Below are 16,186 nucleotides of genomic sequence, written 5' to 3'. Positions count from 1 at the left end.
AAGCTGTATCGTTAACAGGCTGTTTTTCATAGTTTTAAATGGAAATTTTATATGCAAAATACAACATCGATTACAACGAGTCTTGAGAAAGAGCAGGTTAAGATGAGGACGGCAGCTAAGGAAGAACTCCTTCGCGAGTGGCGGGAAGAAATAAAAGCCGACCCCTTTCTTTCACCAGAAATTAAAACCATCATCGGGTTTCAGATAGATAAATTGGGTTTGTATGCTTATCTCGACAATGAAGCAGCGCTAAAGTCTGATGTTGAGCCTAAAGGGACAGTCGAAAAGCGCCTTGGTTCTGAGAGTGCACCAGCAAAACCTCAGCCGAATGCTGAGACTAAAACAGTGACTATTGATGATTTAGTTCATGTTAGCTTTTTTCCGACAAGACAAAAACATTCGCTTACCCTCGATACTAGCAAAGCGCATCGCAAAGAGAAGGAATCTCCGAGAAACAGGCATTCTCCTAAAAGTATGGAATCGCCAAAAAGAAAAGATTCACTTAAAGGATCGGATGCTCTGAAAAGCAGTGATTGCTCAAAAGATAAAGACCCACCTGCTACAAAAAACATAGAAGCCGCTGAGTTCTCTAAATCTCAGGATAGTCCTAAACGTAAAATTTCATCGTCTAGCCCACGAATGTTTATTACTGAAGAAGAAACAACCGACTTTCCAAAACGCAGAAAACAATCACTTAAGAGTTCATTAAACGGGAAAAAAGACTCCTCGGTCACCCCGGGTTTTTTTGATACCCTGCCAATAAGCCAAGAGATTTTGGTTGAGTATTTAAAATATGCAAAGCCTTATTTAGAAAAAGCCGACGGTAATATCGATGTATTGCCTGATCTTGATAGGCCAAACATTGAACTTATAGTAACGCCCCATCGAGATATGAAGACAAATACGGAGCATCCCCAAAAGACAGTGATTTTGATAGATAGAAATCAGTTGGAGGGTGAGGGCGCCTATAACCAAGTAATCAGGGGGTTTGATCTAATCAATAGACAGTATCTTGCGGTGAAATTGCTTAGTCCTATTGTTACTGCAACTTCGCGTGAAAAAGAAATTGAGAATCTAAAAAAGAGGAAGTGGTTTTATGGTTGCTATCGATTAACACAAGTAGACCAATACGCCTTGGTTATGAAGCTAATTCCTGGTGATACTTTACTGGAAACACTCTATGTAATTGATCCCAAGGTTTCTAAAGATCATATCTATGCAAATTATTGCCCGGAGAAAAAAAAGCTTAGTTTTGAACTGCAATTCAAAATAATAGCCAGCCTAATGAAACAGCTAGCAAAATTGCATGATAAATATAAACTGCTACATAGAGATCTAAAACCGGCAAACATTAAGGTTTATTTCGCGAATGGAAAAATAAAAGTTCGTATTATTGATCTTGGCGATGCTATCCCAGTTGATTCTAAAGCTGTAGAGCTCTGTGGTACTGATGGTTATCTTGACGATAGGGTTTCAAGCCTGATTGATCCTGTGCCCTTCGATATTTACGCAGATATTTTTTCCGCCGCAGTAATTATTGCAGAGATTCTTACAAAATCGAATTATCAGCAAAAAATTAGAGAGGAAAAATCCAAGGTTACCGCTGATATTGTAACCCCAAGAATATCAGGCTGGCAGATACAAAAAATGCTGGAAGATGTTTTTAAACCAGAACCAGATGAGGCTGATAACTTTGGCAGCTTTGAAGATCATGAAAGGAACATGCAAAATTTTATCCTTTTGGAATTGAAAAAATTGGCGAAGAAAATGTTAACCACACGATTAAACGGTTCATCGCTGACTGAGGAGATTGAGCGGCTTGATACTATAGATAAGGATTGTCAGCAATTTTCTGAGGAAGTGAGACGCTATTGGGACAGTTGCAAGCAGTTAGAAATCAGCACACAACAGTTGCAATCAACCGTGAACGCAATACATGAGCGATATACAGCGGGGCTGTTCTTTCCGCAGAAAAAGTTTCAAATTAACTCCATTAAGAGTGCTACTGAGTGTTTTAAATCAATACATACAGAAACGGAAGAAAGTAGTATGAAATTATTTACCTGACGGACTTTTAGACATTTGTAATGTTATGTCCTTGTCTCAACATTACGTCATCCAGAGCGCAGCGAAGGATCTCCGGGATTAGCACGGTGCCACATTCAGGAGATCCTTCGCTGCGTTCTGGATGACGTGCTTTAGGGTGACAGGGCTCACCCATTACAGACATTTGTGTAGATACCTAGGGGCTTGACCGCGGGATCTATTTTTTATGCGGATTATAAATGAATCGTAGGCTGGGCTTGTCAGCCCACAGCAAAGAGAAAATTTCTAATCTCTAAATCAGCTAACTCTAGTTTAAGCGTCTATACTAGTTTACGAGTCTCAAACATAACTAAGGAAAGTATCATGTATAAAAAGCTGATGTGGATGTTCGCACTCACCTTCTCTTTCATTCTAAGCCAAAGTGCTTTTGCAGGTTCACACTGTCATGGCGGCTTTAAATCGATGATTGAATCTCTAAAACTTGATGATACGCAAAAAGAAAAAGTAAAACCTATCTTAGAGCAACTGAAAACAACGATGAAAGCTAGTTGGACACAAATGAAGGGGCTAGAAACGCAAATTAGTCAGCAGGTAACTTCTGCTACGATGGATCAAAATGCTGTTAATGCTTTGGTTGATCAAAAAACCAAGCTGATTGGCGATATGATTAAGGCCAAAATTGCAGCAAAAAATCAAATTTATAACCTTTTAAATGACCAACAAAAGGCAACTCTTCAAGCAAAAATGAAGGATTTTGAAGAAAAAATGGCGGCTAAATTTAAAGATTGTCATGACGATGATTAAACACTAAAAATTTAAAGGTCATATAAAATAAACTTTAATTTAATCAGTAAGATATCTAATTTGAAGAGCAAGAAATACTGCTCTTCATTGTTAGATTTAGCTTAACTTTTCGATTTATTTTTTTTAAAAAAAGCAAATTTTTTTATTGACGAAATTGGTTTTTTTCTATACTATCCGCCGAAATTAAACACTTCGGAGGCAACAATGCAACATAGAATTGATCGAGAAACAATTAGCGGTTCAAATGAGGGTGTATCTGTAGGAGGTCTTTTTTCAGCTGGCGCACAAGTGGGTGGCATGGTCTTTAAAAAAGCTCCAGGGTTTTTTACTCCATTCCAAAATCCTCTCAAGAATCCCTATGATCTTGGTTTGGCTCTTATATCACCTATTGTTGGACCAATAATTTTGGGTGGTTTAACTGCAATTGCTGGTTTTGTAGTTGCTGCTGCTGCAACTGTTGCTATCGGTAGTTTGCTAGTTGGACTTTGCGCTTTACCGTTTAATGAAGACTTTGCTGGCGCTGCGTTAGGCTTAGCTTTTGCTGCTGGTGCGGTAACCCTGTTTGCTACAGTTGCAACTGCTTTATTGGCATTCCTAACAGTGATAGCTGAACCTCTTGCTATAGCATCTCTTGTCACAAGATCAGGTGCTACTATTGCTAACGCATTTGGTTGTTTACCTGATGATGAAGAAGAAACAGTACGCTATGAACATGTTTCTTCTCCGTATTAATTAGAAACTGTTTGAATTAAAAAGCCCGCTAGTTATTGAACTAGCGGGCTTTTTTTATAACAAAAATTGTAATAGGTCAGCCCTATCACCCTAATGCAACGTCATCCAGAGCGCAGCGAAGGATCTCCGGGATTAACACGGTGCCACATTCAGGAGATCCTTCGCTGCGCTCTGGATGACGTAGCGCTGAGACAAGGAGGGACGTGACCTATTATCAGAAATTATCTAAGGGCTATGATGGTTTCAGAGGGTCTTTTCTTGTTTTCTGAATTTAGCCTTTCAGTTTCTACCCAGATAGAGGGAAAAAAAGCAAGATTTTTGGCAGTATAGAGAGTCTGTTTGTCAACGGCGGCAACCTCATCTGCAGGATTTCCATCGCTTTCTGCAAGCAAATCATCAATCCAAGCATAATTCGATTGATGCGCCATCTCATCCTGATCATCAGAAGAAATTGAATCATCTACGAGCTTATCAACCCAACTGAAGTCACTTTCAGTGCTAAGTTGTTCCTGTGGAGAGGCAGAATGCGTGAGATCTTGAGATGGGTCTATGCTAGGATTCTCATCATCAATGATTTTTTCAATCCAGGTTAAATCGCAGTCTGTTTCATTTAGTTCCATTCTTTCTGTGTCCGAGCTGTTTAAGGGACTTGTTGTGAAAAAGAGACCGTGGCTGTGTGAAAAAGCAGTTTTTAGACCAACGTTATCGAGGGGGCTTTCATCTAGCCCCCAGATGTCTTGATCAAAAGGCTCATCAAAATCAGAGGAGAGGTCACCAATAAATTCTGCAAATTCTTCCTTGATTTGCGAATCTAAAATTGCTCCGATTTTTATCAGTGCTTTGAGGCGTCTAGTTAAATATAGCCTGGCACCAGGATTTTCTAAGGCTTCGGCCAAAATCGTCTGAGGCTCTGTTTGCAGCGCGCGCAATATCCGCTTTCTGAACGGCATTTCCAAGCGCATAGACGAATAGGTTGTTAATTGAATAGAGTTGCCAAATTCACTTTGCAAAATCTTAGTTGCTCTTTCTGGCATGCCATCTGCACTTTTATTTTTTGAGTCCGCCTGAGTTAGCGCTGTAAAAACATTCTTGCGAATAGGAGCAATGGTATGGGAGCTAATCACCTGACTGATATACAGGGGGATTTCCTGTTTATGACGATTTAATTGCTTGATGAGTTGTTTCAAATTCGTTTCAGCAACCCTATAACGATGATCCAAGCAAATATCTATAGCAGTGAGAAAGGTGGAACCTTCACTAGTGATTATTTTTAATGCACTTTTATATTGGTTAATGTCCTGAATTTTTACTGGCGTGTCCTGCAAAATATTTTTGGGCTGGTAAGTAGGTTCTGTAGAACCCTCTTTCAAAGGAATCGCTTGCCCCGTTGTATTGATATAACGAAAATCAACATCGGCATAATTCGTTTTTTCGAAATGATGGATAACCGGGATTGAGTCGGGGGTGGAGGGCGATTGAATATATAGCGCACAGTTATGGATAGTATTATCAGGCCAGAGAACGGGCGCGCTTGCTATAACAAGATGAATGTCAGGAGACAACTTGCTTGCGATTCGCTCTATAGCAAAGATAATTTGTTTATACTCATCGATGCTTAAAGGGCTGTTTTTGGTATAAAGACTAAACTCATCCATAATCAGACGGGTAACTAAGAGATCTTCAGTTGCGTCTACTTCTTCAAGATGAGCCTCTTGTGCTGCCTGGGCAAGTTTTTCTAAGTGCTTGGATATCCGTTGTACTCGATCATCATTACCGTTTTCTGCAGTAATTTGGATATGAACAGCCTTATTGACTATCTGCTGACTAGTTGATTGCAATGCCTCACCGCTATTGCCAAGGGCAATAATTTCTTGAATTCTCGTTCTTTTAATTTTTCCAATCACGGGGGTTCGATCAAATATTGAAATGAAAGCTAATTATAATAGCAAAAAGTTAACAAAACATTAAAATGGGTCATGTATTGAGCACTTTTGTCTTTGCACAGGACAAGAATATGTAATCCCAGGAAAAACTCGAATTCCCGCGGCTTGACCGCGGGATCTGGCTGTGGTGCAAGCTACATGGGCCCCGCGGTCAAGCCCATAGGTATCTACACAAATGTCTGTAATTGAACGCCCTGTCCCCCCAACGCCACGTCATCCAGAGCGCAGCGAAGGATCTCCGGGATTAGCACGGTGTCACATTCAGGAGATCCTTCGCTGCGCTCAGGATGATGTAGTGTCGAGACTAGGAGGGACATGACCTATTACAGACATTTGTGTAGATACCTATGGGGCAAGCCGCGGGGATTCGAAAGGGGTAAGAAGATTTTTATTTTGTCCTGTGCAAAGAGCTTTTGCTTCTGCATAGCACAAAAAATCAATGCATAATTTTTACCGGCGTTGTGCAGCTTGCTGAACCATCATTGGTATCAAAGGTTGCTGCTTCTTGTATATCCGATACTGTGCAAACAGAAGAATAGGCCTTATCAGCAGTATTGCATTGGTATTCACCAGCCTTCTTTATCGCAAGAAACGGCACTTTGTCATAATTAGGGGAAAGGTTGGCTGGAATTTCGTAACGGCTATGCGGCTTGATAGTTTGAATGCAAATTAATTTCGCTGGATAAGTATTTCTTATGTTATAGGCGTAAGAAAGGGTGCCCGAGGAAAAAATAAAAAGAGTAATAAATAAGCGGATAGCAATTTTCATGGGGTACCTTTTCAGATTTTTTAGGATTGTCTAAGAATTATTATCATGGCCGTAAATCCTGCCTCTGTCAGCTGTTAATTAGGCCTCAACTGCCAAGATCCTGGAAATTATGCTCAATTTAAAAATTATTGTTCAATAAACATACCAATTTGATGTGATTTTTGGTAAACTTCGGCGCAAATTTTACGACCTTTGCTTTGGAGAAATTTTGTCTGATTCTATCGCAGTGGACTCGGGGACCGCATTGCCTCGTGAGAACTTGATGGCATGGTTGGTATGTTTATCTGCCGGATTATTTTTCTTCTATGAATTTTTTCAATTAAATATCTTTGATGTGATCAATCAACCGCTACGAGATGATTTTCACCTGGATGCAACTCAACTGAGCTGGATGTCGAGCACCTACTTGTGGGCTGATATCCTTTTTCTGCTGCCTGCGGGCATTATTCTTGACCGCTTTTCAACACGAAAAGTGATTCTTAGTGCAATGTTAATTTGTGTTATTGGAACGGTGGGCTTTGCGCTAACCTCCTCTTTTGCCTTTGCCTGTTTTTTTCATTTTCTTTCAGGTATTGGTAATGCGTTTTGTTTTTTGTCCTGCGTTGTTTTGGTGTCGCATTGGTTTCCGCCACGGCGCCAGGCCTTAGTGATTGGCTCACTGGTAACTATGGCTTTCTTGGGCGGGATGATGGCGCATACACCCTTTGCTCGTCTGAGTGAGTATTGTGGCTGGCGGCGTTCTTTGTTAATTGATGGCGCAGTAGGGGCATTTTTATTACTTTGGATCTATCGAATTGTTGAAGATAGTCCTAACCCACAAGTCAAAAAAAGCCAAACACAGAAGTCAGCAATTATTCCTAGCTTTCTACAATCATTGGTTAATCGACAAAATTGGCTGGCGGGTTTATATACCTCCTTTTTAAATTTACCAATCATGGTGCTTTGTGCGCTTTGGGGCGCTAGTTATCTGCAAGTCGTCCATCATCTGTCAGAGATCGCCGCGTCCAATATAGTCAGCCTGATTTTTATTGGAAGTATCATTGGTTGTCCAATAGTCGGTTGGTTGTCAGATAGCCAAGGAAAACGTAAGCCCCTGATGATTATTGGTGCTGTTGCAACTCTTTTGACGGTTATTCCCTTGTTTCTGGATCTAAACCTGTCACAGTTTGAACTTAGTATGCTATTCTTCGCGCTTGGTTTTTTTAGCTCAACACAGGTTATTAGTTATCCGCTGATTGCTGAATCTAACTCTTCTGAGAATACCGGGGCTGCAACGGGCATTGCTTCTGTATTAATCATGGGTGGCGGTGGCGTTGGCCAAGTGCTCTTTGGTTGGTTGATGCAACAACATGCCTCTAGTACAACTCAGAATTACACTTTGGCTGATTTTCAATATGCAATGTGGATTTTTCCTCTTACCGCTTTAGCTGCTCTGCTAGCGGTTCTGTTAACCCGTGAGACTTACTGCAAACGTGAGCGCTGAGGAGAGTATTTATGCAGATGGTAAGTGAATACAATGATAATGAAAAAGTAGGAACTGTCTTTTTACCATGGCTGGTATGTTTTAGCGCATCATTGTTTTTCTTTTATGAGTTTATTCAAGGCAATATGTTTGCATCAATTGCTGATGATATTATGCGTGATTTTCAGGTGCAAGCCGATAAAATGGCTTATTTATCAAGCATCTATTATGTATCCAATGTGATATTCCTTTTTATCGCAGGTATCGTACTTGATCGTTACTCAACCAAAAAAACGATTCTGATTGCTATGTTGCTTTGTGTCGCCAGCACCTTTGTTTTAGCGCAGGCACAGTCTTTCTATTTAGCCTTGTTTTGTCGTTTTATTACCGGTATTGGTAGTGCTTTTTGTTTTGTTGGGCCTATTCGCCTTGCCTCCCGTTGGTTTCCCGCAAAACAAATGGCAATGGTTACAGGAGCAATTGTTACCATGGCAATGACTGGTGGAATGCTGGCGCAATACCCGCTTACCAAGCTAGTTGCGCAGGTTGGTTGGCGTGATGCTCTGATGCAGGTTGGCTGGTTAGGAACAGCGATGCTGGTTTTCATGTGTTTTGGCATCATTGATAGAGTGCAGAACCTTAGTCAGCGTGTCGTGCAGAAAATTAGTTTCTTGGCCACAGCAAAAAAGACTTATTTTAATCCCCAAATATTGCGAGCTGCTTTCTATACCAGCTTGATGAATATGGCAATTGCCGTTTTTGGCGCCATGATGGGTTCTCTCTATTTAGTACAAAAAATGGGGATTAACAAAGAAGATGCTGCGGTAGTTAATTCTATGTTATTTCTGGGCGCGATTATTGGTGGCCCATTAATTGGCTGGTGCTCTGATAAATTGTGTTTACGTGTCATGCCTATGAAGTTAGGGGTTTTAGCTTCTTTGGCAACCATGTTGGCAGTACTCTACGTTCCTGTTTCCTTGCCTGTGATGAAGGTTTTATTTTTTCTTTTAGGCTTTTTTACGGCCGCACAGGTTATTAGCTATGCCTTAGTTGCTGAAACCAGCCCGCTAATGGTAACTGCAACAGCAGTAAGTGTGGTTTCTATTTTGACTCAAGGCGGTTATGTTGTTTACCAAAATCTCTTTAGTATTTTATTAATTAAGCATGGTGAGATGCAGCTTCAGCATGGAGTCCCCGTTTATTCCTTGGCAGATTATCAGTATGCCGCACTCATTCTTCCTCTGGGGTTAATTTTAGCCTTGTTCGGCTTATTTGGTTTAAAAGAAAGCCGCTGCCGTCATATTGAGGATTAAGAAATGCCAGGACGCGTTTGTATCTTACTAATGGACTCTTTGGGAATTGGCGCGAGCCTTGATGCGGTTCGCTATGGTGATGAAGGAGCAAATACCTTTGCTCATATCTACCAGGCTTGTAAAGAGGGAAAGGCTAATAAAGAGGGGGTCCGTAAAGGCACTTTAAAGATTCCAAATCTTGCAAGCCTTGGTTTATACCATGCAACGGTTGCGAGTTCTGGCCTGCGTTTAGAAGACTTAGCAACGCTTGCTGAGCCAATAGGCTATTATGGCTATGCCGTTGAGCAAAGTCTTGGAAAAGATACGCCGAGTGGTCATTGGGAGTTAGCGGGGGTTCCTGTCCTGTTTGAATGGGGATACTTCCCTGATAAGCCCTCTTGTTTTCCAGCAAAACTTATCGACGAGTTCATTAAGCGCGCGAAATTACCGGGTGTTTTGGGTGAAAAGCATGCTTCTGGCACCACAATTATTGATGAACTTGGTGAGAAGCATCTTTTGTCGGGTAAGCCCATCGTTTATACCTCTGCCGACAGCGTGTTTCAAATTGCAGCACATGAAGAGCATTTTGGTTTGGATCGCCTCTATGAAATCTGTGAAATCGCCCGCGAATTGGTCGATGAATACCAAATTGGCCGCGTAATTGCCAGACCCTTTATCGGCAAGGTAGGGTCTTTTTCACGTACAGGGAATCGTCGTGATTATTCCACTTTACCGCCTGCGCCAACCTTACTGGATTTTTTGCAACAAGCCGGGCGTGAAGTCATTGCTATTGGTAAAATTGCCGATATTTATGCCCATCAGGGACCAACGAAGGTCATTAAGGCGGATGGTAACAAAGCCTTGTTTGATGCAACCCTGGAAGCAATGCAAACTGCACCCGCCGGAAGCTTAGTGTTTACCAATTTTGTCGATTTTGATTCGTCCTATGGTCACCGTAGAGATGTTGTCGGCTATGCCAACGCACTTGAGCTCTTTGACCTGCGTCTTCCTGAGTTATTGAATAGCCTACAACCGGATGATTTGGTGGTGATTGCAGCAGATCATGGTTGTGACCCAACCTTCCCGGGCTCTGATCATACACGTGAGCATATACCTGTCTTAGTTTACGGACCTAAGCTAACTAGCCGATTTATTGGTCGCCGTGACAGCTTTGCTGATATCGGTCAAAGTTTGGCTAAGCATCTGGAATTGTCTCCTTTGACGCATGGCGTGTCTTTTATGGATATATGACATATACCCAATTAACTGCAAACCATGCATTTTGCAGTTAATTGGGTATATACTGTCAATCTTTGTACAAGAGACCTCTTTAGAAAAAGATGATATATCCTGCCTCATTTCTTAATTATTGCGCGACGATGGAGCTGAAATTAACCTCTCTTCGGAAGAGCGTTCTCTTTATCCTATGGAGTGCTGAGAAGCCATTAAAAGCCTATGAGCTTCTGGATAGGCTATTGCAGATAAAGCAAAATGCGAAACCGCCTACGGTTTATCGCGTCCTTGATTATTTCGTTGAGTTTGGAGTGGTTCATAAGGTTGAGTCAATCCAATCCTATACCCTCTGCCGCGAGCCAGAAAAGCAATATTCCTTTGAAATCCTTATGGTTTGTAATGAATGTCATCAAGTCAATGAGCTCTATGATGGCGGTTTGCACACATTAGTCCAAAAAATATCGCAAGAGCATCACTTTCATCTAGGGCAGGGAGCGGTTGAATTGAAGGGCGTCTGTGATAAATGCTGCACCGTGCATAGATCTGAAAATAATTAACCAGCGCCATTGAATTTTTTTTCTATATCCCCACCTTAGGAGACTTACAGTCTGTAAAGGGGACCTATTTTGGAACAATATCGCGGTACAACGATCCTGTCCGTAAGACGAGGAAACAAGGTGGTAATTGGTGGTGACGGCCAGGTGAGTATGGGAAATACCATAATGAAAGGTAATGCCCGAAAAGTTAGGCGCTTATATAAAGAGAAGGTAATTGCCGGTTTTGCTGGTGGTACTGCGGATGCCTTTACTTTATTTGAACGGTTTGAGCGCAAGTTGGAGATGCATCAAGGCCATTTAGTGCGGGCAGCCGTTGAATTAGCAAAAGATTGGCGGACAGATAAGATCTTACGCCGTTTAGAAGCACTCTTAGCGGTAGCTGACAGCAAAGCCTCTTTGATTATTACTGGGAATGGTGATGTGATTGAGCCCGAGGAGGGGTTGATTGCTATTGGTTCCGGCGGTCCTTTTGCCCAGTCTGCTGCGCGTGCCTTGTTAGAAAATACTAAATTATCTGCGGTTGATATAGTTAAGAAAAGTTTGAATATTGCAGCGGATATCTGCATTTATACCAACCACAATTTAACCATAGAAGAATTGGATAGTGACAGTGAATAATACAAACCTAATGATAATGACTCCTCGAGAGATTGTGCAGGAATTGGATAAGCACATTATTGGCCAGGATGATGCAAAACGCGCAGTAGCTATCGCTTTGCGTAATCGCTGGCGGCGTATGCAAATCAAAGATCCAATCCTGCGCAATGAAATAATGCCCAAAAATATTTTAATGATTGGTCCAACTGGCGTGGGTAAAACCGAAATTGCCAGACGGCTTGCCAAGTTAGCCCAAGCGCCTTTTATTAAAGTCGAAGCGACAAAATTCACCGAAGTAGGTTATGTAGGGCGTGATGTTGACTCTATTCTGCGTGATCTTGCTGATATCGCAGTAAAACAAGAGCGCGAGTGGGCAATAAAGAAGGTCGAAAATTTAGCCGAAGAAGCGGCCGAAAATCGTGTTCTTGATGCTTTATTGCCACCTGCGCGCGGTAGTTTAGTGCCTAGCGAAAAAGAAACGTCTACTCGACAAGTTTTTCGCAAGCAATTGCGCGAAGGAAGTCTCGATAATAATGAAATAGAAATTGAGGTTGCTGCGAATACAGTTGGTGTTGAAATTATGGCGCCACCCGGCATGGAAGAAATGACCAGTCAGCTGCAATCGATGTTTCAACAGGTTGGATCCGGGCGAACAAAAACGAGAAAACTAACGATTGCCAAGGCAATGAAAATCCTACGTGAGGAAGAGGCTGCCAAATTAGTCAATGAAGATGATATCAAAACTCGAGCAATTGAAAATGTAGAACAAAATGGCATTGTCTTTATTGATGAATTAGACAAGGTTGCTAAACGGGCAGAGAGTGGCAGCGGCGGCGATGTATCCCGCGAAGGCGTGCAGCGCGATTTACTACCCTTGGTTGAAGGGACAACCGTGTCGACAAAATATGGCATGATTAAGTCCGATCATATCTTGTTTATCGCTTCAGGCGCTTTCCATGTTGCTAAGCCTTCTGACTTGATAGCTGAGCTACAAGGTCGCTTACCGATTCGTGTTGAATTAGGTGCCCTCAGCGTGGAAGACTTTGTTCGTATTTTAACCGAGCCCAGTAGTTCTTTGACTGAGCAATACATTGCCTTAATGGCAACAGAAGGGCTGACCCTAACCTTCGATGAGACTGGTATTCGCCGTATTGCCGAAGTAGCCTGGAAAGTTAATGAGCGCACGGAAAATATCGGTGCCCGTCGCTTATATACTGTGATGGAGCGTTTATTAGAGGTTGTATCCTTCGAGGCGACAGATAAAGCTGGGGAAACGGTGCATGTTGATAAAGCTTACGTTAATACGCACTTAGGTAAATTAGTCGAGGATGAGGATCTGGCTCGTTATATCTTATAAGAGCTGGGTGCTTTGAATATCCAAAAAATCCCCTCATCCGCCCTTCGGGCACCTTCTCCTATGTCTGGGGAGAAGGTGCCCGAAGGGCGGAGGCGGGGTTATTGGTTTGAGGTTCCTTCCTGATATTGTTGTTCTATGCCCCAACTCATAAATCCTAAATTTGTGCAATATGTCCTTAAAAAACATTCACTGATATATATTTGTCGAACTTGCGTCAATTTGGATATAATGTCTGCATTTTCTTGAAAAAAGCGGATAATTAGAATGATTGCCTATCTGGAAGCTTATCGAGCCGGTTTATTAACACGGCAAAATTGGTTAGCGAATGTGGTTTCGGGTGTAATTGTTGGTGTGGTTGCCTTACCTCTGGCAATGGCCTTTGCAATTGCGTCTGGAGCGAAGCCAGAGCAAGGTATTTATACTGCAATTGTGGCGGGTTTTTTGGTTTCTGTATTTGGTGGAAGCCGATTACAAATTGCAGGACCGACCGGGGCTTTCATCGTTTTGCTTTCAGGAATTACTGCTAAATATGGTATAGATGGTTTACAGATTGCTACCCTGATGGCTGGATTTATCCTCTTTCTTATGGGGGTGATGCGCTTTGGAGCCGTTATCCGCTTTATTCCAGCCCCGGTAATTATTGGTTTTACGGCTGGAATTGCTGTCATCATTTGGGTTGGTCAATGGAAGGATTTTTTTGGATTACCTGCTGTCTCAGGCGAACATTTCCATCAAAAATTTTGGCATTTACTACAAGTATTTCCTCAATGGAGTCTAGCAACGACTACTTTAGCAAGCCTATCACTGCTCTTGGTTATTTTTTCATGCAAACTCCCTGGCATGCGGCGTGTTCCCGGTCCTCTAGTAGCTTTGTTGGTTGCTACCGGTCTGCAAGCTGTTTTTCAATTTGACGGGGTTGCCACAATTGGCAGTACCTTTGGTGGGATTCCTCAAGGTTTACCCTCTTTCCAGTGGCCTGAACTTAGCTTTGAACGATTAATCGAGTTATTGGGACCAGCCTTTACCATTGCTATGTTAGGTGCTATTGAATCATTGCTGTCTGCGGTGGTCGCAGATGGAATGGCAGGCACTCGCCATGATTCAAACCAGGAGTTGATTGGCCAAGGTCTTGCGAATATAGCCGCACCTCTATTTGGCGGCTTTGCTGCTACGGGAGCAATTGCACGGACAGCGACTAATATACGTAATGGCGGCACGAGTCCCCTAGCTGGTATTGTGCATTCCCTTACCTTAGTGGCAATAATTATGGTTCTAGCCCCCTTAGCAGTCTACGTGCCCTTGGCCGCTTTGGCGGCAATTTTGTTTGTTGTTGCCTGGAATATGAGTGAAATCCGGCATTTTGTTAAAATGCTTAAACGTGCTCCACGTTCTGATGTTGTTATTTTGCTGACAACCTTTAGCTTAACGGTTTTTGTTGACCTTGTTGTTGCTGTAAGCGTTGGTGTTGTTTTAGCAACCCTTCATTTTTTACGCCGTATGGCAGCAAGTGTCGAGGTCCGGCAGGCGAATAGCCAAGACTTGCATAATGAACTTACGCAACTTGGCGTTGATACTGCGACAACAGCAGTACAAATGTTTAGGGTAGATGGCCCCTTCTTTTTTGGCGCAGTAGATCATTTTGAGCAAGCCTTTGCTAATACCCAGCTGAATGCCCGCTTGTTGATTATTAAACTGGGTTGGGTGCCTTTTATTGATATAACTGGCTTGCATTCGCTAGAAGAGATAATTCTAAGCTGTCATAAACAGCAGGTCAGAGTTGTTCTGATAGGGGCAAATCAGCGAGTGAGAGCAAGGCTGGAAAAAGCAGGTATTATCCAATTGGTAGGTGAGGAAAATATTGCCTAACTGTTTTCTCCTTGATTACTGTGTCGTAGGCTGGGCTTATCAACCCAGTCTACAATTGCTTTACACAAGAATGCTCCACGGTGAACAGTTGATTCAGGTTGATAGTCAGCGTTTTTTGCAATTCCTGATCATTTTTCTTAAAAATGGTACGCCAATAATCAGTGGGCGAGGCATCGAGGTCTTCCAGATCCATGTGCGTTGGCAGATGAAAGGGCAGTTCTTGACTTAAATCATAGAGGGTTACTTCTTTTAAATCCCGGCTTAACATAAAAAGTCCCTCGCTGGTGGTATGAATAAAACCCAATTGGCTTAGGGTGCTGGCCATATCATTAATATCAATTGTAAACGGATGCTTGGTTGAATTGACTAACTCATCAAGGGATACACCCTTACCTTCTTTTTGTTTTATCCAAAGTTGGTGCAACCAAAGCAGGGCATGGGAAAAACCGTCTAAGGGCTTCCCGATGCGGCGCTTATGATGTACGGAAAAGGCGTAGCTGATTTCAGCGCCCAAAAGTGCAATGACCCAAAGCCAGTAAACCCAGAGGAAAAAAATAGGTACGATTGCAAAGGCGCCATAGAGTAATTGATAACTGTTGTAACGGGTTAAAAAATAGACAAATGCATGCTTGGCTGATTCAAACAGAATGGCAGCAATACAACCGCCCCATAAGCCATGTGTAAGCTTAACCGGGCAATTAGGCACAACAACATATAAAAAGGTAAAACCAGTTAATGATAGAAGGAAGGGAATAGTACTCACCACAATGGATGGCGTAGAATCTTGAATAAAGGGTAAAGAGAAAAGGTAGGAGCTAGCTGCCAGGCTAAGTCCTAGTAAAACAGGCCCTAGCGACAAAATAGCCCAATAGAGTAAAAAAGCCGCAACACCATGCCGTGAAGAGGGTGCCCGCCAAATTTTATTCATTGCTCGTTCAATAGTGACCATAACTAGCAAAGCAGAGATGAATAAAAGTGCAACACCTAAAATTGATAAATTGGAAACTTGCGCCGCAAATTGCCGTAAATAGCCTTGTATAATTTTACCTGTGGCTGGGACAAAATTATCAAAAATAAAATCTTGTACAGGGCCTGACAAGCCATGGAAAACAGGGAATGAGGATAGGACAGCAAAGCCAACAGTCATTAATGGAATGACGGCCAGCAAACTGGTGAAGGCGAGTGCCGAGGCTCTGTAGGTGCAATCATCATTAATAAAATGGATTGCAACAAAGCGAATAAAGCGGAATCCTTCATAAAATTTGTTAATTAATCGTTGTGTCCAGTCCATTTGGCTTAATTAAATCTCAAAACTAGGATTAATTAAAGCATAAGCAGCCCCGAACTAGTCTGCAAGCAATATGCTGAAAAAGTGCTATAGATCCTGGCGTGATTAGAATATCCTAGTAACCCCGAATTCTTGCGGCTTGACCCATAGGCATCTAAACAAGTGTCTGTAATAGATGAGCCCTGTGTCCCCCTAAGGCACGTCATCCAGAGCGCAGCGAAGGATCTCCTGAATGTGGCA

At 42.2% G+C, this 16,186-nt stretch carries 13 protein-coding genes; 10 read left to right on the top strand and 3 right to left on the bottom strand.

Translation table 11 applies throughout. From position 1 onward, the window contains the following. The first annotated feature begins 51 nt into the window (after nucleotides 1–51). The 3 genes from BN1094_RS00175 to BN1094_RS00165 all read left to right on the top strand — a co-directional run bounded on the left by BN1094_RS00175 (nucleotide 52) and on the right by BN1094_RS00165 (nucleotide 3,582). On the top strand, nucleotides 52–2,067 hold the full coding sequence (locus BN1094_RS00175; RefSeq protein WP_052403053.1) for a protein kinase domain-containing protein: 2,016 nt from the start codon (nucleotides 52–54) through the stop codon (nucleotides 2,065–2,067). A gap of 342 nt (nucleotides 2,068–2,409) precedes the next feature. Beyond that, nucleotides 2,410–2,850, top strand: a complete 441-nt coding sequence (locus BN1094_RS00170; protein ID WP_043872430.1) for a Spy/CpxP family protein refolding chaperone — start codon at nucleotides 2,410–2,412, stop codon at nucleotides 2,848–2,850. A 204-nt stretch (nucleotides 2,851–3,054) separates the two neighbouring features. Then, nucleotides 3,055–3,582 carry a hypothetical protein gene (locus tag BN1094_RS00165; protein ID WP_052403052.1) on the top strand — a complete coding sequence of 176 codons (528 nt, stop codon included), beginning with the start codon at nucleotides 3,055–3,057 and terminating at the stop codon, nucleotides 3,580–3,582. A gap of 221 nt (nucleotides 3,583–3,803) precedes the next feature. Here BN1094_RS00165 and BN1094_RS00160 read toward each other — a convergent pair whose 3' ends face one another. Both BN1094_RS00160 and BN1094_RS00155 read right to left on the bottom strand, forming a co-directional pair. Then, nucleotides 3,804–5,486, bottom strand: a complete 1,683-nt coding sequence (locus BN1094_RS00160) for a hypothetical protein (RefSeq protein WP_043872429.1) — start codon at nucleotides 5,484–5,486, stop codon at nucleotides 3,804–3,806. Between the two features lie 475 nt (nucleotides 5,487–5,961). Then, nucleotides 5,962–6,294 (bottom strand): hypothetical protein, encoded by a 333-nt coding sequence (locus tag BN1094_RS00155; protein ID WP_043872428.1) that lies wholly within the window; start codon nucleotides 6,292–6,294, stop codon nucleotides 5,962–5,964. Between the two features lie 208 nt (nucleotides 6,295–6,502). Between BN1094_RS00155 and BN1094_RS00150 the strand changes: the two genes are divergently transcribed. The 7 genes from BN1094_RS00150 (at nucleotide 6,503) to BN1094_RS00120 (ending at nucleotide 14,658) form a co-directional block, all read left to right on the top strand. After that, nucleotides 6,503–7,777, top strand: coding sequence for an MFS transporter (locus BN1094_RS00150; RefSeq protein WP_043872427.1), 1,275 nt, complete (start codon nucleotides 6,503–6,505; stop codon nucleotides 7,775–7,777). Nucleotides 7,778–7,788: 11 nt separating this feature from the next. Further along, nucleotides 7,789–9,069, top strand: a complete 1,281-nt coding sequence (locus tag BN1094_RS00145) for an MFS transporter (protein WP_043872426.1) — start codon at nucleotides 7,789–7,791, stop codon at nucleotides 9,067–9,069. A 3-nt stretch (nucleotides 9,070–9,072) separates the two neighbouring features. Then, entirely contained in the window at nucleotides 9,073–10,299 is a 1,227-nt protein-coding gene (locus BN1094_RS00140) for a phosphopentomutase (RefSeq protein WP_043872425.1), read from the top strand. Between the two features lie 128 nt (nucleotides 10,300–10,427). Next, nucleotides 10,428–10,838: a Fur family transcriptional regulator gene (locus BN1094_RS00135; protein ID WP_052403051.1), complete on the top strand. Its 411-nt coding sequence runs from the start codon at nucleotides 10,428–10,430 to the stop codon at nucleotides 10,836–10,838. 69 nt (nucleotides 10,839–10,907) lie between these two features. Beyond that, nucleotides 10,908–11,456, top strand: a complete 549-nt coding sequence (gene hslV, locus BN1094_RS00130) for an ATP-dependent protease subunit HslV (protein ID WP_043872423.1) — start codon at nucleotides 10,908–10,910, stop codon at nucleotides 11,454–11,456. Nucleotides 11,457–11,466: 10 nt separating this feature from the next. Beyond that, the gene (hslU, locus tag BN1094_RS00125; protein ID WP_176695266.1) at nucleotides 11,467–12,792 is read left to right on the top strand and encodes an ATP-dependent protease ATPase subunit HslU; all 1,326 of its coding nucleotides are present in this window, start codon (nucleotides 11,467–11,469) and stop codon (nucleotides 12,790–12,792) included. A gap of 264 nt (nucleotides 12,793–13,056) precedes the next feature. Then, complete coding sequence (locus BN1094_RS00120) at nucleotides 13,057–14,658, top strand: SulP family inorganic anion transporter (protein ID WP_043872422.1); 1,602 nt, start codon at nucleotides 13,057–13,059, stop codon at nucleotides 14,656–14,658. Between the two features lie 49 nt (nucleotides 14,659–14,707). Here BN1094_RS00120 and BN1094_RS00115 read toward each other — a convergent pair whose 3' ends face one another. Continuing rightward, nucleotides 14,708–15,949: a YihY family inner membrane protein gene (locus BN1094_RS00115; protein ID WP_043872421.1), complete on the bottom strand. Its 1,242-nt coding sequence runs from the start codon at nucleotides 15,947–15,949 to the stop codon at nucleotides 14,708–14,710. Nucleotides 15,950–16,186: the final 237 nt, after the last annotated feature.

This window comes from Legionella massiliensis, assembly GCF_000756815.1.
Lineage (GTDB): Bacteria > Pseudomonadota > Gammaproteobacteria > Legionellales > Legionellaceae > Tatlockia > Tatlockia massiliensis.
Note: the sequence above shows the minus strand (reverse complement) of the source record. Positions and strands in the feature narration are given on the sequence as shown.